This is a genomic window from Burkholderia sp. MSMB1588 (assembly GCF_001546925.1).
Classification (GTDB): domain Bacteria; phylum Pseudomonadota; class Gammaproteobacteria; order Burkholderiales; family Burkholderiaceae; genus Burkholderia; species Burkholderia humptydooensis.
On the sequence record NZ_LNJS01000002.1, the window covers coordinates 239,709 to 258,571 of the forward strand.

The 18,863-nt window shown below is 65.8% G+C and carries 12 protein-coding genes, 1 tRNA gene, 1 pseudogene and 2 riboswitches; of the genes and pseudogenes, 4 read left to right on the forward strand and 10 right to left on the reverse strand.

The window, feature by feature from the left end; translation table 11 throughout:
• Positions 1–34 precede the first annotated feature (34 nt).
• A complete protein-coding gene (locus WS92_RS37330) occupies positions 35–160 on the forward strand; it encodes a ubiquinol-cytochrome C reductase (RefSeq protein ID WP_082743821.1) in 126 nt (41 codons plus the stop codon).
• Here the strand turns inward: WS92_RS37330 and gcvP are convergent.
• The 7 genes from gcvP to WS92_RS29350 form a co-directional block, all read right to left on the reverse strand.
• Positions 151–3,078 (reverse strand): aminomethyl-transferring glycine dehydrogenase, encoded by a 2,928-nt coding sequence (gene gcvP, locus WS92_RS29320; protein WP_059933181.1) that lies wholly within the window; start codon positions 3,076–3,078, stop codon positions 151–153. The two genes, WS92_RS37330 and gcvP, sit on opposite strands and share 10 nt — an antisense overlap.
• Positions 3,079–3,237: 159 nt before the next feature.
• Positions 3,238–3,618: a glycine cleavage system protein GcvH gene (gcvH, locus tag WS92_RS29325; protein ID WP_006023888.1), complete on the reverse strand. Its 381-nt coding sequence runs from the start codon at positions 3,616–3,618 to the stop codon at positions 3,238–3,240.
• Between the two features lie 80 nt (positions 3,619–3,698).
• Entirely contained in the window at positions 3,699–4,817 is a 1,119-nt protein-coding gene (gene gcvT, locus WS92_RS29330; RefSeq protein ID WP_009913982.1) for a glycine cleavage system aminomethyltransferase GcvT, read from the reverse strand.
• A 97-nt stretch (positions 4,818–4,914) separates the two neighbouring features.
• Positions 4,915–5,051, reverse strand: a riboswitch (glycine riboswitch).
• 32 nt (positions 5,052–5,083) lie between these two features.
• Positions 5,084–5,193, reverse strand: a riboswitch (glycine riboswitch).
• 250 nt (positions 5,194–5,443) lie between these two features.
• Positions 5,444–5,803: a hypothetical protein gene (locus WS92_RS29335; RefSeq protein WP_059933183.1), complete on the reverse strand. Its 360-nt coding sequence runs from the start codon at positions 5,801–5,803 to the stop codon at positions 5,444–5,446.
• A 164-nt stretch (positions 5,804–5,967) separates the two neighbouring features.
• On the reverse strand, positions 5,968–7,020 hold the full coding sequence (locus WS92_RS29340) for an oxidoreductase (RefSeq protein ID WP_009913979.1): 1,053 nt from the start codon (positions 7,018–7,020) through the stop codon (positions 5,968–5,970).
• A 217-nt stretch (positions 7,021–7,237) separates the two neighbouring features.
• Positions 7,238–7,972, reverse strand: a complete 735-nt coding sequence (locus tag WS92_RS29345) for an SGNH/GDSL hydrolase family protein (protein ID WP_059933213.1) — start codon at positions 7,970–7,972, stop codon at positions 7,238–7,240.
• A 70-nt stretch (positions 7,973–8,042) separates the two neighbouring features.
• Positions 8,043–8,837, reverse strand: a complete 795-nt coding sequence (locus tag WS92_RS29350) for a hypothetical protein (RefSeq protein ID WP_006023883.1) — start codon at positions 8,835–8,837, stop codon at positions 8,043–8,045.
• Positions 8,838–9,152: 315 nt separating this feature from the next.
• Here WS92_RS29350 and WS92_RS29355 point away from each other — a divergent pair, with 315 nt between their 5' ends.
• A complete protein-coding gene (locus tag WS92_RS29355; protein WP_006023881.1) occupies positions 9,153–11,240 on the forward strand; it encodes a UvrD-helicase domain-containing protein in 2,088 nt (695 codons plus the stop codon).
• A 204-nt stretch (positions 11,241–11,444) separates the two neighbouring features.
• Here WS92_RS29355 and WS92_RS29360 read toward each other — a convergent pair whose 3' ends face one another.
• Positions 11,445–12,338, reverse strand: coding sequence for a c-type cytochrome (locus WS92_RS29360; protein WP_006023880.1), 894 nt, complete (start codon positions 12,336–12,338; stop codon positions 11,445–11,447).
• Positions 12,339–12,695: 357 nt separating this feature from the next.
• Here WS92_RS29360 and WS92_RS33820 point away from each other — a divergent pair.
• Positions 12,696–13,462 (forward strand): annotated as a pseudogene (locus WS92_RS33820) (ISAs1 family transposase).
• Between the two features lie 60 nt (positions 13,463–13,522).
• Here WS92_RS33820 and WS92_RS29370 read toward each other — a convergent pair.
• Complete coding sequence (locus WS92_RS29370; protein WP_061083882.1) at positions 13,523–14,638, reverse strand: ISAs1 family transposase; 1,116 nt, start codon at positions 14,636–14,638, stop codon at positions 13,523–13,525.
• 202 nt (positions 14,639–14,840) lie between these two features.
• Between WS92_RS29370 and WS92_RS29375 the strand changes: the two genes are divergently transcribed.
• Positions 14,841–14,916 (forward strand) — tRNA-Arg (locus WS92_RS29375).
• Positions 14,917–15,632: 716 nt separating this feature from the next.
• On the opposite strand, the gene WS92_RS29380 is transcribed toward WS92_RS29375, so the two are convergent.
• The gene (locus WS92_RS29380; RefSeq protein WP_197420737.1) at positions 15,633–18,824 is read right to left on the reverse strand and encodes a class I SAM-dependent methyltransferase; all 3,192 of its coding nucleotides are present in this window, start codon (positions 18,822–18,824) and stop codon (positions 15,633–15,635) included.
• Between the last annotated feature and the right edge of the window lie 39 nt (positions 18,825–18,863).

The following is an 18,863-nucleotide window of genomic DNA, read 5'->3' on the forward strand; positions in this document are numbered from 1 at the left end:
CAGAACTCCTTTGTTGGCTGGATCGCGGTGTGAGATGTTAGCCGGACTTGCGGGCGAATGCGAACGCGCGCGCCGTCCGCAACAAAGTATTGCGGACGGCGCGTCGTCGGTGAAGGAAGGGTGGCGCGGCGCGCGGGCCGCGCCGGCGCGTCAGGCGTAATCCGATACCGGCACGCAGGAGCAGAACAGGTTGCGGTCGCCATATGCGTTGTCCGCGCGGCCGACGGGCGGCCAGTACTTGTTCGCGACGAGCGACGCGACCGGGTACGCGGCTTGCTCGCGCGAGTACACGTGCGGCCATTCGTTCGCGGTGACGACGGCCGCCGTGTGCGGCGCGTGACGCAGCGGATTGTCCTCGCGGTCGGCGCGGCCCTCCTCGACCGCGCGGATTTCGTCGCGGATCGCGATCATCGCCGCGACGAAGCGGTCCAGTTCCTCCTGCGATTCCGATTCGGTCGGCTCGACCATCAGCGTGCCGGGCACCGGGAAGCTCATCGTCGGCGCGTGGAAGCCGTAATCCATCAGGCGCTTCGCGACGTCATCGACGGTGATGCCGCTCGAATCCTTGATCGGGCGCAGATCCAGAATGCACTCGTGCGCGACCAGCCCGCCCGGGCCCGAGTACAGCACCGGGTAGTGCGGCGCGAGGCGCTTCGCGATGTAGTTCGCGTTGAGGATCGCGGTTTCGGTCGCGGCGGTCAGGTTCTTCGCGCCCATCATCGCGATGTACATCCACGAGATCGGCAGGATCGACGCCGAGCCGTACGGGGCGGCCGACACCGCGCCGATGCCTTCTTCGCCGCGCGCGTAGCCCGTCGAGCGCTGGTTCGGCAGGAACTTCGCGAGGTGCGGGCCGACCGCGACCGGGCCGACGCCGGGGCCGCCGCCGCCGTGCGGGATGCAGAAGGTCTTGTGCAGGTTCAGGTGCGACACGTCGCCGCCGAACTGGCCGGGCGCGGTCAGGCCGACCATCGCGTTCATGTTCGCGCCGTCGACGTACACTTGGCCGCCGTGCGCATGCACGATCTCGCAGATCTCGCGGACGTTCTGCTCGAACACGCCGTGCGTCGACGGATACGTGATCATGATCGCCGCGAGGTCGTTCGCATGCTGCTCGGCCTTCGCCTTCAGATCGGCGATGTCGACGTTGCCCTGCGCGTCGCACGCGACGACGACGACCTTCATGCCCGCCATGTGCGCGGACGCCGGGTTCGTGCCGTGCGCGGAAGCCGGGATCAGGCAGACGTTGCGATGGCTCTCGCCGCGCGACTCGTGATACGCGCGGATGACGAGGAGGCCCGCGTACTCGCCCTGCGAACCGGCGTTCGGCTGCAGCGACACGGCCGCGTAGCCCGTCGCCGCGACGAGCATCTGCTCGAGCTGGTCGATCATCTCGCGATAGCCGGCCGTCTGCTCGGCGGGCGCGAACGGGTGGATCTGGCCGAACTCGGGCCACGTGACGGGCAGCATTTCCGACGTCGCGTTCAGCTTCATCGTGCACGAGCCGAGCGGGATCATCGAGCGGTCGAGCGCGAGATCCTTGTCCGACAGGCTGCGCAGGTAGCGCAGCATTTCCGTTTCCGAATGGTGGCGGTTGAACACGTGGTGCGTGAGGTACGCGCTCGTGCGCGCGAGGCCGGCGGGCAGCACGGCTGCGCCCGGCAGGGCTGCGTCGAGCGCGGCGACGTCGGGCGCCATCGCGCCTGCCGCCTGCGCGAAGATGGCGAGCAGGTCGGCGAGATCGGTGCGGGTCGTCGTCTCGTCGACCGAGATGCCGACGCGCGTGTCGCTCACGCGGCGCAGGTTGATGCGCTTCGCGTTCGCGACCGCGTGGATCTGCGCGGTGCGCGCGCCGGTGTCGATCGTCAGCGTGTCGAAGAACGTGTCGTTGACGGTTGCGTAGCCGAGCTGCTTCACGCCCGCGGCGAGGAGCGCCGCGGTGCGGTTCACGCGCAGCGCGATCGTCTTCAGGCCGCGCGGGCCGTGATAGACCGCGTACATGCTCGCCATGATCGCGAGGAGCGCCTGCGCGGTGCAGACGTTGGATGTCGCCTTCTCGCGGCGGATGTGCTGCTCGCGCGTTTGCAGCGCGAGGCGCAGCGCGGACTTGCCCTGCGCGTCGACGGTCACGCCGACGAGGCGGCCCGGCATCTGCCGCTTGAATTCGTCGCGCACCGCCAGGTATGCGGCGTGCGGGCCGCCGAAGCCCATCGGCACGCCGAAGCGCTGCGTGTTGCCGACCGCGACGTCCGCGCCCCATTCGCCGGGCGGCGTGAGCACGGTGAGCGCGAGGATGTCGGCCGCGACGACGACGTGGCCGCCCGCGGCGTGGATCGCTTCGGCGAGCGCGCGATAGTCACGCACATCGCCGTTCACGCCCGGATATTGCAGCAGCACGCCGAACGCGTTCGCGCCCGCGGCGTCGGCGGCCGGGCCCGTCTTCACTTCGATGCCGGCCGGCTTCGCGCGCGTTTTCACTACTTCGAGCGTTTGCGGCAGCACGTCGTCGGCGACGTAGAACACATTCGACTGCGGCTTGCCGACGCGCTGCAGCAGCGTCATCGCTTCGGCTGCGGCCGTTGCCTCGTCGAGCAGCGACGCATTCGCGATTGCGAGGCCTGTCAGGTCGGCGATCATCTGCTGGAAGTTCAGCAGCGCTTCGAGGCGGCCCTGCGAGATTTCAGGCTGGTACGGCGTGTACGCGGTGTACCACGCCGGGTTTTCGAGCACGTTGCGCAGGATGACGGCCGGGGTGTGCGTGTCGTAGTAGCCCTGGCCGATGTAGGAGCGGAACACCTGGTTCTTGTCCGCGAGCGCGCGCAGCGCGGCGAGCGCTTCCGCCTCGCTCTTCGGTTGCGCGAACGGGCCGAGCGGCAGCGTCTCCTCGCGGCGGATCGGCGCGGGGATCACGGCGTCGATCAGGTCGGCGCGCGACGCGAAGCCGAGCGTGTCGAGCATTGCCTGCTGGCTGGCGGCATCGGGGCCGATGTGGCGTTCGGCGAACGCGTCGTGCGTTTCGAGCGCGGCGAGCGAGAGGGGCGTGCGGTTCATCAGGCGGTCCGGGTGTTCGAGCTTCATGGTGGTCCTGTGTCGATCAGAGCTAGCGCTTTAGCGCTTACTCTGATCCCATGGCGCGGCTGGCTGGAGTGAGCGCTTCAGCGCTTGCTCCAGCCCCGTGGCGGTCCCATGCGGGGCGGGGCCAGCCGGCCCACGCGCCGCGCGGTTCGTGAATGGTTGTTAGTCGATCAGCTTGCTGTAGGCCGCTGCGTCGATCAGCTTGTCGGTCGACGCGCCGTCGGCGAGCTTGATCTTGAAGAGCCAGCTCGCGTACGCGTCGCTGTTGACTTCGTCCGGCGTGTCGACGATCGCCGCGTTCACTTCGACGACTTCGCCCGATACCGGCGAGTAGATGTCGGACGCCGCCTTCACCGACTCGACGACGCCGACGGCGTCGCCCGCCGACACGGTCTTGCCGACTTCCGGCAGTTCGAGGAAGACGATGTCGCCGAGCGTGCTCTGCGCGTGATCGGTGATGCCGACCGTCAGCGTGCCGTCGGCTTCGGTGCGCACCCACTCGTGTTCATCGGTGTATTTCAGATCGGCCGGGACGTTGCTCATCGGATGCTCCTGAGATTGAATGCTTGCAAGCGTTTGAATGTGAGTCTCGATTCGCGCGCGGGCGCGCCGGTTGCTTCGCGTCAGACCGCGAGCACCTTGCCGTTGCGCACGAACGGCAGTTTTACCACGCGCGCGGGGAGTTGCTTGTCGCGGATCTGCACGTGCACCGTGTCGCCGATTGCGACGTCCTTCGGCACGCGCGCGAACGCGATCGATTCCTGCATCGTCGGCGAGAACGTGCCGCTCGTGATCTCGCCTTCGCCGTGCGGCGTCACGACCTTCTGGTGCGCGCGCAGCACGCCGCCCGCGCGGCCGTTCTCCTTTTGCAGGATGAGGCCGGCGAACGCGGCGCGCGAGCCGTTCGCTTCGAGCGCGTCGCGGCCGACGAACGCGCGTGGCGTGGCGAGATCGACCGTCCACGCGAGACCGGCGTCGAGGGGCGACACCGTCTCGTCCATGTCCTGGCCGTACAGATTCATGCCGGCTTCGAGGCGCAGCGTGTCGCGCGCGCCGAGCCCGCACGGGCGCACGCCGCGCTCGGCGAGCGCGTTCCACAGCGCTTCGACGTGCGTCGCCGGGACGATGATCTCGAAGCCGTCCTCGCCGGTGTAGCCGGTGCGCGCGACGGTGAGGTCGCCGAACGGCGTGCCTGCGACCTGCGCGGCGTTGAACGGCTTGAGCTCGCTCGTCGCGGCGCGCGCGGCGGGGATCGTGTCCCACACCTTCGCGCGCGCGTTCGGGCCCTGGGCGGCGACGATCGCGAAGTCGCGGCGCGGCGCGATCGTGAGGCCGAAGCCGCCTTGCTCGTTGAGCTGGTTGAACCACGCGACGTCCTTGTCGGCGGTGCCGGCGTTCACGACGACGCGGAAGAAATCCTCGGTGAAGTAGTAGACGATCAGATCGTCGATGACGCCGCCTTGCGGGTTCAGCAGGCACGAATAGAGCGCCTTGCCGGGCGTTTGCAGCTTCGCGACGTTGTTCGCGAGCGCGTGCTCGAAGAACGCGCGCACGCGCGGGCCCGTGAAATCGACGACGCACATGTGCGACACGTCGAACATGCCGGCATCGGTGCGCACCGCCTGGTGCTCTTCGATCTGCGAGCCGTAGTTGACGGGCATGTCCCAGCCGCCGAAATCGACCATGCGGGCGTTGAGGGCGCGATGCGCGGCGTGAAGCGGGGTGATTTTGAGAACGGTCATCGGGGTCCCAGGCAAGACGGCCGGGCTTGAAGCCCGGGCGCGAAAACAAAACGGCAACTCGGCGAACCGCCGGCGCATGAAGCCGCCTGCGATGCGTGCATGCCCCTCTGTCCTCGATACCTGAGAGATTGCGCGACGGACTCGATCCGGCTCGCGCGCGCCCCTTCGGTGGGCAGCCTGCCCGTGCGTCGCGTTGCGCGCACGCGGCTACTGCCGCTCTCCAGAGTGCGAAAAACGTCGTCCGACGCATGTGGCCAGACGGGTTCTTCGACGCGGTCGGTCCTTTTGCCTGAGAGTTTGCGGGTGTGCCCCTTCGGCGGCGCGGCTTGCCTTTCGATCAACGGACGGCGGCCGCACGCTCTCCCGACGCGTGCGGGCGAATGTACGCGAGCGCGAATGGGTTGTCAATTTGGGCAAATCGCTGTCGCTTTAAGGCAAGCGGCGGCGCGTCCGGCGTTGGCGGCGCGGGCTGCGGATGGGATGGGGCGCTCGTTCGTCGTGAGCGGTGAGCGGGCCGGGGGCGGAATCGCGAAGCATTCCCTCGGCGCGCGCGGCCTGGGCGAAAAGGGCGCCGAAGCCGCGCGTCGAAGTATCGTCTGACAGGCGGCCCGGAGACCGCCGGACGCTTACTCGCCGATCGCGCGCGCGGCCACGTCGAGTTCCTGATTGAGTACGCGCTGCTCGTCGGCGGACAGGCCGCCGCCATGCTGGGCGGCCATGTCGGTTGATTCCTGGCGGATCACGTCGAGCCGGCGATGGAGCCCGGCGCCTTGCGGCGGCGGATAGTAGCCGGCGTTCACGCGCACGTCGATGCGATGGCTCAGGTTGTCGATGCGGCCCTGGATTTGCTGCATCCGCTCGTAGCCGACCACTTGCGGACTGGGGCGGGGCGCAGGCGCAGGCGCCGGGCGCTGCGGCGCGACCACACATGCCGCGAGCGACGAGACGAGGACGCAGCATGCCGCCGCGCGGATCAACCGTTGCATTACATTCTCCTGATTGTCGATGCCGGACAGTATGTCGATGCCGGACAGTAAAGGGACGAACGGCTCAGACCGGCACCGAGATGACGTTCGTTTCCGAATTGTTTGTAACCGTTTGTCGGCGATCAAGGCCCGGACGCGAAGGGCACGATCGCGCCGCCGCCTGCTCAGGCCACTTCGCGCACGAACGGCAGACGCCGGCCTTCGCGTTCGCTGCGCATCGCGAGTTCGATGATCGTCATCACGTCGACGGCGTCCTGCGGCGCGATGGGGAACGGCGCGCCGTCGTGAATCGACGCGGCGAGCGCGCGATAGAACTCCGCGTATTGGCCGTCGAGCGTCGGCACAGGCCGCTCGACTTCGAGTTCGCCGTCGAGGCCGCGCAGCACACCCGGCGGGTTGCCGCCGCCGAATTCGACATCGTCCGGCGTGAGGCCCGCCTTCAGTTGATCCTCCTGCGTGTCGAGCCCGTGCTTCTGATAGCCGGCCTGCGTGCCGAGCACGGTGAAGCGCGCGGGCTCGATCGCCGCGAGCGCGCTCGCGTGCAGCACGACGTCCTTGTCCGGATAGCCGAGCTGCAGGTGGACGAAGTCGGGCGCGTCGCCGCCGTCGCGGCGGGTCTTCACCGTCGCGCTCACCGTGTCCGGCGCGCCGAACAGCGCGAGCGCCTGATCGATCAGGTGCGGGCCGAGATCGAACAGCAGCCCGCCGCCGCGCGCCGCTTCCTCGCGCCAGCGCGTGCGCACGTGCGGGCGGAAGCGGTCGAAGTGTGATTCGAAATAGGCGATGCGGCCGAGCTCGCCGCTTTCGACGAGCCGGCGCACGGTCAGGAAATCGCCGTCCCAGCGGCGGTTGTGGAACGGAGCGAACACGCGGCCGCACGCGGCCGCGAGACGCGCGAGCACGAGCGCATCGGCGGCCGACAGCGTGACCGGCTTGTCGACGACCACGTGCTTGCCCGCTTCGAGCGCCCGCTTCGCCAGCTCGACATGCGTGTCGTTCGGCGTCGCGATCACGACGCACTCGACATCCTCGCGCGCGACGAGCGCGTCGAGATCCGCCACGACGACGGCGCCCGGATACGCGGCGGCCGCGCGGTCCGGCTGGCCGGTCGCGATCGCGGCAAGCTGCGTGCGGCCGCTGTGCGCGATGACGGGCGCATGGAACGTCGCGCCTGCAAAACCGAAACCCATCAAACCAATCTTGAGCATTGACGACATGAACGATCCTGTCTGCTTGCGAAACGGGGGCGCCGCGGCTCGGACGCCGCACGGCGACGGATGCCTATTGTGGCATGCCGAATGGGGGGCGGAACGGTTTGTCGGCGACGCTGGCCGAACGGACAAGGCGTGCGCCCGCATTCCGTCGATCGGCCGGCGATTGTCGACGGATTGCCGGTTCGTGAGCCGGAGGCTGAAACGCGTTCGCCGGAGTGCGTCAGCCGCCCGCCGCCTGCAACGGCGCCGCCCCCGCCAACCGTCGCCTGATTGCCGCGGCGGCCTGCTCGGCCCACGCCGCACAGGCCAGCGCGCCCGGATGAAAACCGTCCGACGCCATGGCGTCGCGCGTGAGCGGCATGTCGACCCGCAGGAACTCGCAAGCGGGCTGCCCGGCGGCCCAGCGCGACAGCACGGCGTTCAGGCGCCCCGCGCGCAGCCCGAGATACCACCTGAGCGGCTGCGGCAGCGCCGGAAGACGATGCATCGGCGGCACCGCGGTCAGGATCACGTGCGCGGCGCCGAAGCGCGTCGTCAGCCGCTCGACGAGCGCCGCCTGCGTGTCGCGCCAGCGCGGGGGCGGCACGCCGTCCGTCACGTCGTTGACGCCGAGCGACGTGACGACCGCGTCGACGTGCGCGTCGGGCTCGGCATCGAGCCAGTCGAGCAGATCCCGCGTCGTCGCGCCGGTGCGCGCGAGCAACCGCCACTCGACGCGATGGAACGGCGCGAGCGCGCGCACGAGCTGCCCGACGAGCGCGTCGGACTGGGTCGGGACACCGACGCCCGCAGCGGCCGAATCGCCGAGCACGAGCAGGCGCAGCGGCGGCCCGGCGCCGTCGACGCCGCTGCGCGGCCCGTCGGCTTCGGCGAGGCGCGGTGTCACCCGCCTGACGCGGCGGCCTTGTGCGAGCAGCAACGGGCCGAGTGCGGCGGTGGCGAAGTGGTATCCCATATGGCGTTCCGTGAGGATGGGCGTCGAGGTCGGGCGCGCGCGCTCATTCATGATAGCGGCGCGCGATTGTTCAGTCGGGCGTCGCGGCCCGCGCGAGCGCGGGCGGCCGGGCGCGTTGCCCCGCGAACCGCCTCGTCATGCCCTGCACGACGATCGCCAGCGCGGCGGCTTCGGCAAACGCCGGAATGGCCGGCTGATGCGGCAGCGCGAGCGCGGCGCACAGGCAGAACGCCGCGAACGAGAAGCGGCCGAGCACCATCCCGCGCAGCAGGTGGACGACGAAGTCCGGCCCGTGCGCGCGGTGCGACGATACCGACAGCACGCTGCCGAGGAGCGGAAACACAGCGAGGAGGCCGCTCCATGCGGCGCCGAGCGCGCCGGACAGCGACGTGACGGCAAACGCGAGCATCGCGCCCGCAGCGAGCCGGCCGGCCAGATCGGCGCGCGACAACGGCGCGCGCGGCACGACCGCCGCGCCGCGCGGCAGGCAGGACTGACCGAAGCATGTCGCCGCGAGCGCGACGGCCGTTGCGGCGAGCGGCGTCGCGGGCAGTCGCGCGAGCGCGCTGGCTGCGGCGCCCCAGGCGGCGAGGCCGGCCGCGAGCGCGAGCGGCCACCGATGCCGGCGGCAGGTCCACGCATACGCGAAGTTGAACGCCTCGGACGCGGCGATTGCGGACAGCGACAGCAGCGCCGCATGCGCGCCGAACGTTGGGCCGCGCTCGACGGCGACGAGAAAGAGGATCGGACCGGCGACGACCGGCAGCCCGGCGAGCCAGCCCGCGATCGATGGCCCCCACCATCTGCCCGACATCGACACGAGCAGCAGAAACAGCGGGACCAGCGTGAGCTTCAGCGCGAGCATCGCGGGGGCGTCCGGTAAAAGGAGCATGCTACCAGAGCGCCTCGCGATGCGAAGACGCGGAGCGGCCGTCCGTCCGGGCGAACGTCGCGTCGCCGGCAGGCGTCGCTGTCGCGCGAACGCCCGACGCGCACCGTCCGAATGGCCAACGTGACCGTTGTTTCACATTTGCGAAAGAATCGCCGGCCGCCGCCGTGTTAACATGCGCGTCCCGCGACGCCGTTCGCCGCGCCGGGCGCGGCCTTGCGCACGCCGGCCGCGCTTCGCTCGCGGCGCCTTCCGGCTTCGCCGCCGTCAACCGCAACACCATCCGCAATCATGTCCGCAGGCCTGAATCCCGCTCAAAGCGAAGCGGTGCGCTATCTCGACGGTCCCTGCCTCGTGCTCGCCGGCGCGGGCAGCGGCAAGACGCGCGTCATCACGCAGAAGATCGCGCACCTGATCGAGGCAAAAGGCTTCGAGCCGCGCCACATCGCCGCCGTCACGTTCACGAACAAGGCCGCCGCCGAAATGCGCGAGCGCGTCGGCAAGCTCCTCGAGGGCAAGACGCTCACGACGCCCGGCAAGGAAGGCCGCAAGGTGCCCGTCAACCAGTTGACGGTGTGCACGTTCCATTCGCTCGGCGTGCAGATCCTGCGGCAGGAGGCCGAGCACGTCGGCCTGAAGCCGCAGTTCTCGATCATGGATTCGGACGACTGTTTCGGGATGATCCAGGAGCAGATCGGCACGACCGACAAGGGCCTGATCCGCAAGATCCAGACGATCATCTCGCTGTGGAAGAACGGCCTCGTCACGCCCGAGGAGGCGATGACGATCGCGGCGAACGAGGACGAGCACCAGGCCGCGCTCGTCTACCGGAACTACGTCGCGACGCTGCACGCGTACCAGGCGGTCGATTTCGACGACCTGATCCGCCTGCCGACCGAGCTGTTCGCGAGAAACGAGCCGGTGCGCGACCGCTGGCAGAACAAGCTGCGCTATCTGCTGATCGACGAATACCAGGACACCAACGCGTGCCAGTACGAGCTGCTGAAGCTGCTCGCGGGGCCGCGCGCGGCGTTCACGGCCGTGGGCGACGACGACCAGGCGATCTACGGCTGGCGCGGCGCGACGCTCGAAAACCTCGCGCAGCTCGGCAAGGATTTCCCGAAGCTGCACCTGGTCAAGCTCGAGCAGAACTACCGGTCGACGGTGCGGATTCTGACGGCCGCGAACAACGTGATCGCGAACAATCCGAAGCTGTTCGAGAAGAAGCTGTGGTCCGAGCACGGGATGGGCGATTCGATCACCGTCACGCCGTGCAACGATGAGGAACACGAGGCCGAATCGGTCGTGTTTCGCCTGTCCGCGCACAAGTTCGAGCGGCGCACGCAGTTTCGCGATTACGCGATCCTGTATCGCGGCAACTTCCAGGCGCGCATCTTCGAGCAGGTGCTGCGGCGCGAGCGGATTCCGTACGTGCTGTCGGGCGGCCAGTCGTTCTTCGACAAGGCCGAGATCAAGGATCTGTGCGCGTACCTGCGCCTGATCGCGAACGCCGACGACGATCCCGCGTTCATTCGCGCGGTCACGACGCCGCGCCGCGGGATCGGCAACACGACGCTCGAGGCGCTCGGCGCGTTCGCGGGGCAGGCGAAGGTGTCGCTGTTCGAGGCGGTGTACATGGGCGGGATCGAGGCGCGGCTGTCCGCGCGGCAGATCGAGCCGCTGCGGATCTTCTGCGATTTCATCCAGCGGCTGACCGATCGCGCGGACAAGGAGCCCGCGACCGTCGTCCTCGACGACATGATGGACGCGATCCACTACGAAGCGTATCTGTACGACGCGTACGACGAACGGCAGGCGCAGACGAAGTGGCAGAACGTGCTCGAATTCCTCGAATGGCTGAAGCGCAAGGGGACGAAGCCGGAGCCGGGCGAGGCGCTCGACGGCGAGGCCGAAGGCTTCCACAACGCGGACGGCCTCGCCGATACAGGCAAGAACCTGCTCGGGCTGATCCAGACGGTCGCGCTGATGTCGATGCTCGAAGGCAAGGAAGAGGACCCGGACGCGGTGCGGCTGTCGACCGTGCACGCGTCGAAGGGGCTCGAGTATCCGCACGTGTTTCTCGTCGGCGTCGAGGAAGGGATCATGCCGCACAGCGGCGGCAGCGACGACGGCCCGATCGACGACGAGCGGATCGAGGAAGAGCGCCGGCTGATGTACGTCGCGATCACGCGCGCGCAGCGCAGCCTGCATCTGAACTGGTGCAAGAAGCGCAAGCGGGCGCGCGAGACGATTGTCTGCGAGCAGTCGCGCTTCATCGCCGAGATGGGGCTCGACGAAGCGCCGCCGCCGACGCCGGAAGAGGCGCCGATGACGCCGAAGGATCGGCTCGCGAGCCTGAAGGCGTTGCTGCAGAAGTGACACGGGCCGGCGCGCGGTGCGATGGCGGATGATGTCGTTCGGTGCGTTGCGTTCGGCCCATTGGCCAGCCAGCTCGACGGGCGAATTGGCCGATGCGCGGCTGCCTTCCGAGGCTGCTCTCCGATTGCCGGCCCCGACAAAGCAGAAACCCCCGCGATGCTTGCGCAACGCGGGGGTTTTTCGTTCGTTGTGGTGGCGCGCGTGTTACTTGGCGGCGTTGACCATGTAATCGACCGCCGCCTTCACGTCGGCGTCCGACGCGCTCGAGCCGCCCTTCGGCGGCATCGCGCCCTTGCCGTGCAGCGCGTAGTTGTAGACGGTATCCATCGAATCCTTCAGGCGCGGCGCCCAGTCGGCCTTGTTGCCGAACTTCGGCGCGTTCAGCACGCCGGTGGCGTGACAGGCCTGGCACGTCGATTCGTACAGCGCCTTGCCGGCCGACGCCGAGTTTTCCGCGTTTGCACCGGCCGCGGGCGCTTCGCCGGATTTCGGCAACGCGGCGATCGCGGCCATTGCGGCGGCGGCCTGCGCGTTGGCGGCCGTCGCATCGGATGCGCCCGGCGCGGACGCGCCCGAGGCGGGGGCCGCGTTTGCGGCGGGCTGTGCCGGTTCGGCGAACTTCGCGCCGCCCTGATTTGCCATATAGACGACTGCGCGCGCGATTTCGTAGTCGCTATAGTCGTCGGGGTTCGTGCCGCCGCGCGGCGGCATTGCGCCCTTGCCGGTCAGCGCGAGGTGCAGGACTTCGTCGTAGCCGGCGGCGATGCGCGGCGCCCAGGCGGCGGTGTCGCCGAACTTCGGCGCGCCGGCCGCGCCGGTGCCGTGGCAGGTTACACAGACGGCCTTGTAGACTTCCTCGCCTGATTTGTAGACGCGCGGCGCATTCGCGTCCTTGATGTCGACCTGCGCGATGGGGGCGATGCGTTTCGCGATGGCTTCGTCGGACAGGCCGTCGGTGCCGGCGCCCGTGCGGAACGCGTGATTGGCGTAGGTGGCGAACAGGACGATGATCGCGATCGGGATGACGAATGAAGCGATGATAACTGCGATGAGTTGCCCGGGGGTTTTGATGGGGGCTCCGTGGGATGCTTCGCTCATGCTTGCCTCGTCTCCGTGAATAGGAATTGTGAGCGGTACGGCAATGAATGGCTGGGGGTGAAGCTCGGTCGATTATAGACGACGGAACGTTTACATGGCGGCGAGCGATCGGCCGGCGCGTGTTTACCCGCACGTCGGGGCTTGGGGTGCTTGGCGGGGCGATGCCAGAAGGCGGCGGGGCGGATGCTGCGGGGCTTTCGTATGAAGGCCTCGATAAACAAAGGGATGGGAGCCGGAGGGGGGTTGTAAACAAGAATCGGTTGAGGTTTACGCTCGACTTTTGCCCGAGAGATTGCCTCGATCAGCGGCTTATGCCCGAGCCTTGCCGGCCAGCACGTGGCGATCGACGGCAAGAGCGTGCGAGGCAGCCGCAGCCGCGAGGCATCGGCGCTGCATCTGGTCTCGGCGTGGTGCCCGAATAACGGATTGAGCTTGGCGCAAGTGAGCACGGCCGATAAGAGCAGCGAGCTGACGGCGATTCCGGAATTGCTGAAGGCGCTGGAGTTGACCGGCGCGACGGTGAGCATCGATGCAATGGGCACCCAGCACGAGATTGCGCGAACCCTTGTCGAGGCCAAGGCGGACTACGTGCTGGCGGTCAAGGAGAACCGCCGAAGCTGGCCGAAGGGATTCGTCAGTGGTTCGTCGCGGCCCGGCAGGACCAGTTGGAGCACTCCTACTGGGAGCAAGTCGAGCATGACAAGGCGCACGGCCGCCTCGAAACCCGAATCTGCCGCGTCGGCGAGGACGTGGACTGGCTGTGTCGGCACTGGGCCGGCATCAAGCGGCTGGTGATGGTCGAGAGCACACCCCATATCGGCGAGAAGCTCACGACCGAGCAGCGCTACTACATCAGCTCGAAACCGGCCAAGGCGGCGGAAATGATGCAACTGATCCGGGCTCATTGGGGCATCGAGAACCAACTGCACTGGGTGCTCGATGTCTCGTGGGCCGAAGATGCCTGCCTGATCCGCGACAAGATCGCCGCCCGCAACATGGCGACCTTGCGCAAAATGACCCTCAATCTGGCCCGGCTGGCTCAACAACAGGTCAGCCTCAAAAACATCCGCAACCTTGCCGCCTGGGATCCCGATCTGCGAAGTTCCATTCTCGGCCTTCAATGACAAGGGCTTTCATGCGGAAGCCCTGGCGGATGCTGCAGGGCTTCCGCATGAAGAGGCATGTCAGGCAAGGCCGAGGATGGAGTCACGCATAGCGGTATCCCATGCGGCGAGGTTACGGATGTTCTTCAGGCTCACCTTCTTGGGCTGCCGACTCTGAGCCAGCCGGGCGAGATTGAGTGTGATCTTGCGCAGACTGGCCATGTTGCGGGCGGCCAGGGTGTCGCGGATCAGGCTGGCATCCTCGCCCCACGAGACATCGAGGACCCAGTGCAGTTGGTTTTCGATGCCCCAATGAGCACGGATGATCGGAGCCATCTCAGTTGCTTTCACCGCTTTCGAGCTGATGTAGTAACAGCGCTCGGTCGTCACTTTCTCGCCAATCTGGCGTGTGCGCTCGAGCATCACCAGCCGCTGGAGACCCGCCCAGTGCTGTCCTGTCCCGCTCAGCCACGCCACATCATCGCTGACCCGGCAAACCCGGGTCTCCAGCCGCCCGTGGCCTTTGTCATGTTCGGTGTGCTCCCAGTACGAGCTTTCGAGCTTGCCGTCCTGGGCAGCCGCAAACCACTGGCGCACGCCTTCGGCCAGTCGCGGCTGATTGTCCTTGACCGCCAGAACGTAGTCGGCCCCGGCCTCCACGATCGTGCGTGCGATCTCGTGCTGCGTGCCGATCGCGTCGATCGTTATCGTCGCGCCCTGCAGATCGAGCGCGGCCAGCAATTCCGGGATCGCCGTGATCTCATTGCTCTTATCGACCGTGCTCACTTGCCCGAGGCTCAAGCCGTTGTTCGAGCACCATGCCGACACCAAATGCAGCGCCGCATGCGTGCCGCTACGGTTGCCGCGCACCGCCTTGCCGTCAATCGCCACATGCTGGCCAGCCAGCGCCGGACACAGTTGCCCGACCCAGTCGATGAAGCAGCGCTCAAACGCTTTCGCACTGAGCGCGCCGAATACCCGCCGGAACGTATCGGGCGACGGCACGCCGTTCTCATACGCCAGATGGCTACGCAGCCAAGCAAGCTGCGTGCGGCCCCACAGTGTCATCGTTTCCCAGTCCTCCACGCCGCACAGCACCGCGCACAGCGCCGCAAACAGGACTTCCTCCAGCGGATAACGGCAGGCGCGGCAGCGCGGGTCTCGCAGTTCGGCAAACGCGTCCATGATCGTTGGCATCTCTCGTCCGGCAAAAATCGAGAGTAAACCTGAGACGCCAAATGTTTACAACAACCTTTTCCGCTCTCAGCCTTGATTCATGGGGCCTTCATGCGGAAGCCCTGGGCGGATGCTGGGCCGCGGTGGACGGTCCAGCGGAAACAAGGTATCCTTGCAATCTTGCTACGCGTTGCGAACATCTAGGGTCGCATCGCATCCGTAAGCGCCCGTAGCTCAATGGATAGAGTACTGCCCTCCGAAGGCAGGGGTTGCTGGTTCGATCCCAGCCGGGCGCGCCAAGTCTGATAAGGGTTTCGGCGCGATTCCGGCTTTCTAGATGCGCTACGCGATGACGTTAGGGCCGCATGAGGGCCGATCGCGGTAACGTTTCGCATATCGGCAGTTACTGTTCCCCGATCATTGGTGTGGACGACAGCGGATCGTACTCGCCTATCTCTCGTTGCCCTCGCGCCTGAACGAATCGTTCCGCCGTATAGATCCCTGGTTTGGTTGCGACGTACTCGCTTCGCCATACGGCGATCAGTGGAAATGGTCGCGAGCCGCATCGACAGCTTTGAGATGGCTACGATAGCGGGGACGTCGACTGAAGTGATCGACAAGCATTACGGACATTTGCAACCATGATCGGATGCGGGCGAAGCTCGATGCGGTCGCCTTCGTCTAGCCTCTCAGGGTTCGACTCCAATTCCGGCGTTACGGCGCCACCCTCACGGGCTTGCGCTTCGTCGGCTCGCATCGAGTCTCCAGAGACTTTTCACCTCCAAATGAGTGCGCCCGGCCGGGGGAGCATGAAAAAAAGCCCGCCTGAAGAGGCGGGCTGAATCCATATCAGAGGAAACAATTACAATGATAGCGCGTCGTCTGCTGCGCCGCAACATCGGCGACGGAGATGCGATCGCCCAAAACAAAAATCGCCGCAAACGTAGGGCCTTCGCGGTTCGGTCGACAGAGTGAGGCCTCAGCGCCGAATCGGCGCGGCCGTGCATGACCCAAACTAGCTTTCGCTTTCGTATACGCTACGGGTCACGGCCTCGTAGACATCCCAAGACGGCAATGATGCCAAGGCCGCACGAATCTTTTTTCGCCGCGTGATCATGTGCACCTCGGGGGCAAGCAACGGAGGAATATCGGGCTCTGTCCGGCGGATCGACCATTCATCGAGCAACGCTTTAGCGGCACTGACCACAGCAACGTGTTGCGCTGATGTGGGGTCGAATGCGGGAGTCCGGTCGAAGGCAAGCTTATGGATGTGCCGTTCGCCAAAGGCACCACGAGGCTGATGTGCCACGATCACGTCGATAACCGCAGGGCTGTTGATCAACGCTGTAATGTAAATGGCCTCGTCTTCATTCGAAACGCGCCCCCAGTAAAGCGTCTGGTCGATGATCGTTTTCAAGCACGGAATCTGGTCGCCCCGGACGTACGCTGCGCAGGGTAGCTTTCCGCCTGCCGAGGCGAAAATAAGATAGTCTTGGTCGCTCCAACCTTGGTTTGTGAGCTTCTTGCGATCAGTGTCGACTCGAGCGAAGAACTCATCGATTGTCTCGTTGTTGGCTGTCAGGGCGTTTCTAATCGCACCAGCTGTTGAAACGCCCAGTGCCGCGACGCCAGATCCCGTGCGAGCCTCCCAACCGCCGGTGCCCCATTTAAATGGCAATAATGCCTTCGAGCCGGCCGCCAGTTCCCAAGGAGCCAAATGCTTTGAAAGAAGCACATCGAACATCACTTTGTCACTCACGCCACTGGCGTTGAGGGCGAAGTCCGCCAATTTTTTGCCCTCAGAGCGCAGGAAGTAGAGTGGCGAGCCTGAGGGAATCGGGCCGAGATGCCAAGATGGTCCCGTCTTCGTGGTGGCGTGGAAGATGATGCCGCGCGGCATCACATCCGCGCCTTGCCGAAATAGGGGGCCCACTGAACTGGCGGTGCTCACCTTTATGGCTGTTGAGGCGGGCGGCGCTGCGGTCCAGGCCGTTTTGCCACCGGATGAGACGATGTGAAACACCGTTTTCACGTCGAATGAACGGCTAACTTCGCGTCCGAGGAACTTCGTGGGCGACGCTTGGGGCCTAGCTTTGCGGCCAAACAGTACGATCGCTTCGTTCTTGAAGGTCTGGCCCGCGACTTTCCAGATCTCCTTAGGATCGAAAACGACTGGGCGTTTTGCCGACAGATACCCGGCCGACCGAAATGGCTCATGGTGCGAGCCGTTGAGCACCGTGTCGGGCAGCACACAAGCGACTACCGCCCCCGAAGCCAGATAGCGGTCGATGGCGTGCAGCAAGAAGATAGTCGCCATTTCGACATGCAGATGCGAGGCGCCTGGCGCCTTGATCCCGTACAGTTCAGCTTTGTTCTTCAGTGCGTCGCGATAAGGATTGCTCCCGATGCGGCTCAGGGCGAGCCACGGCGGGTTGGTGACGATTCCATTGAAGCGACCCGCGACCAATGCAGGGCGGAAACTATTTCTAAGCACAAACGCCCAGATGCCGTTGCGTCCGGCCCTTTGTAGCGTTTCGAGCGCGCGAAGCAGTTCCCCCAAGAAGAGAATGGTCGCGGCTCGCTCATCAGCCGTAAGGGACGCCCCGGTGTCGGCCGCGACGGCGTCTATCATGACCTCGATGTCATTGTCTTCGAGCGTGGTCTTGGCCGCAGCAGCACTGCTCATGGCCATCTCGTAACCGCGCGACAGTAGGGCATCAAATAGAGCTTGCCGTTTCGGCTCAATCAAAAACTGTGGAAGTTCCACCTCTTCCGTGTCGAGCCTCAGCTTGCGCTGCTCGTCACCCGTCGCGCTGAAAACCTTGGTAACGGGCGTATTAGCAAATAGCGAGTCGGCGTGATACACGGGAATCTGCGCTTCATACCCTGGAGCGAGCCAGTCTCTACTTGCCAACACCCAACCGACCTTCGCCAGCATTACCGCGAGTGGATCGATATCGAAGGCCGTGATCGCGGAGGTCAGCTCACTTAGCGCCGCCGGGTCTCCTGGCGTTGCGCCGGCCGCGAGGAGCCGTGCTTGGGCGCCCTTGACGGTCTCCACGACCATCGCGCCAGAGCCACAGCACATGTCGAGGAACCTTGGTTGCTGATCCATCGGGATCTTCGATAACGCGAATTCCACCAGTTTCGCGGCGAGCCACGCAGGAGTCCATTCTTGGCCGAGGAGCAAGCGTTGCGAGCGAGCGGCGAGCTGAGCCATGAGAGAGCCGAACAGATCTTCCGCTGGAAGTGATTCGAAATCGTAGGCGCGGAGGTCGTCCTGGATGTCGCGGGCAACCTCGATCAGGTTCGCGACGTAGGGGCTAGCGTTAAGCCAGCCGAAATAGTCATATTCGACTAGGTTCGGTAGCCCTCTGGCCTTGAAGAAAGTCCCATCCAGAATAGAGTGCAGCTCCGCGTCGTCACTCGTGAGTCTCTTGCTGCTTAAAACGTTGGCGCAAATGAGTTTGGCCAAGGTCAAGATGTAGAGTTCGCCGACGTAGGAAGTCGTATCGAACTTTCCTGCGGCGGTCTCGCCCCCGAGATAGGATACGAAGTCAGTCCATAGCTTTTTTATCAGGCCTGCATACGCCGGGTCGCTCGCGAAGGCGGCGTTGACGAGCTTGTTGATTGGATCCAGGTGGGTTTGACAAAACGAGCTCTCGAAGCCCAAGTCATGAGCGAGGGTAGAGGCGGCGAGTAGTCGACCACCTTCGCGCCCGAGGTACCGCACCAAGAACTCGCCAAGCTTTTTGGCTTCGACCGCGCCCGCAGCCGACAAGTCGCAATATTCTGTTAGGGCAAGCTCAATGTGTTCGGGGCCGTAGGTCGTAGCCCCAGGGACGGCTGATATCTCCTTGACTTCCGCGACTCGGAACGCGTACCAGTGAACGGTATCGGAAAGCACGCCAACCAGAAGGTCCGGAGGCGTGCCTTCGTTGAGTCGTGAGGCGCAATACTGTTTTACTTGGTGTTCCCCGTGGGCGAACGTCCCCAGTGCGTCAAGATCCCTCTCGTATTCGATGACAGTGGAGCCAACGAGCACATCTACGAAGCCATACTTCTTCGCACCGAATTCGTGAAACTTCGCAAGTGACTCAGTGCCGGTAACGTGCGCCTTGATCCACCAAGGCTCATCGGGGAACATCAGCGGTAGCTTGGCCGACAGAGCGTGACGTAGCACATCCTCCGCCTTGCCGTTGGACATGAGGCTGACGGCTTCCTTCAGGAATGCTCTGCCTTGGGC

Excerpts from the sequence above, each read along its gene's own strand:
- WS92_RS37330 (WP_082743821.1), top strand. The coding sequence starts at position 35 with ATGTTAGCCGGACTTGCGGGCGAATGCGAACGCGCGCGCCGTCCGCAA.
- WS92_RS29380 (WP_197420737.1), bottom strand. The coding sequence starts at position 18,824 with ATGTCCAACGGCAAGGCGGAGGATGTGCTACGTCACGCTCTGTCGGCC.
- WS92_RS29335 (WP_059933183.1), bottom strand. The coding sequence starts at position 5,803 with ATGCAACGGTTGATCCGCGCGGCGGCATGCTGCGTCCTCGTCTCGTCG.
- gcvH (WP_006023888.1), bottom strand. The coding sequence starts at position 3,618 with ATGAGCAACGTCCCGGCCGATCTGAAATACACCGATGAACACGAGTGG.
- gcvP (WP_059933181.1), bottom strand. The coding sequence starts at position 3,078 with ATGAAGCTCGAACACCCGGACCGCCTGATGAACCGCACGCCCCTCTCG.
- WS92_RS29370 (WP_061083882.1), bottom strand. The coding sequence starts at position 14,638 with ATGCCAACGATCATGGACGCGTTTGCCGAACTGCGAGACCCGCGCTGC.
- gcvT (WP_009913982.1), bottom strand. The coding sequence starts at position 4,817 with ATGACCGTTCTCAAAATCACCCCGCTTCACGCCGCGCATCGCGCCCTC.
- WS92_RS29355 (WP_006023881.1), top strand. The coding sequence starts at position 9,153 with ATGTCCGCAGGCCTGAATCCCGCTCAAAGCGAAGCGGTGCGCTATCTC.
- WS92_RS29350 (WP_006023883.1), bottom strand. The coding sequence starts at position 8,837 with ATGCTCGCGCTGAAGCTCACGCTGGTCCCGCTGTTTCTGCTGCTCGTG.
- WS92_RS29345 (WP_059933213.1), bottom strand. The coding sequence starts at position 7,972 with ATGGGATACCACTTCGCCACCGCCGCACTCGGCCCGTTGCTGCTCGCA.
- WS92_RS29360 (WP_006023880.1), bottom strand. The coding sequence starts at position 12,338 with ATGAGCGAAGCATCCCACGGAGCCCCCATCAAAACCCCCGGGCAACTC.
- WS92_RS29340 (WP_009913979.1), bottom strand. The coding sequence starts at position 7,020 with ATGTCGTCAATGCTCAAGATTGGTTTGATGGGTTTCGGTTTTGCAGGC.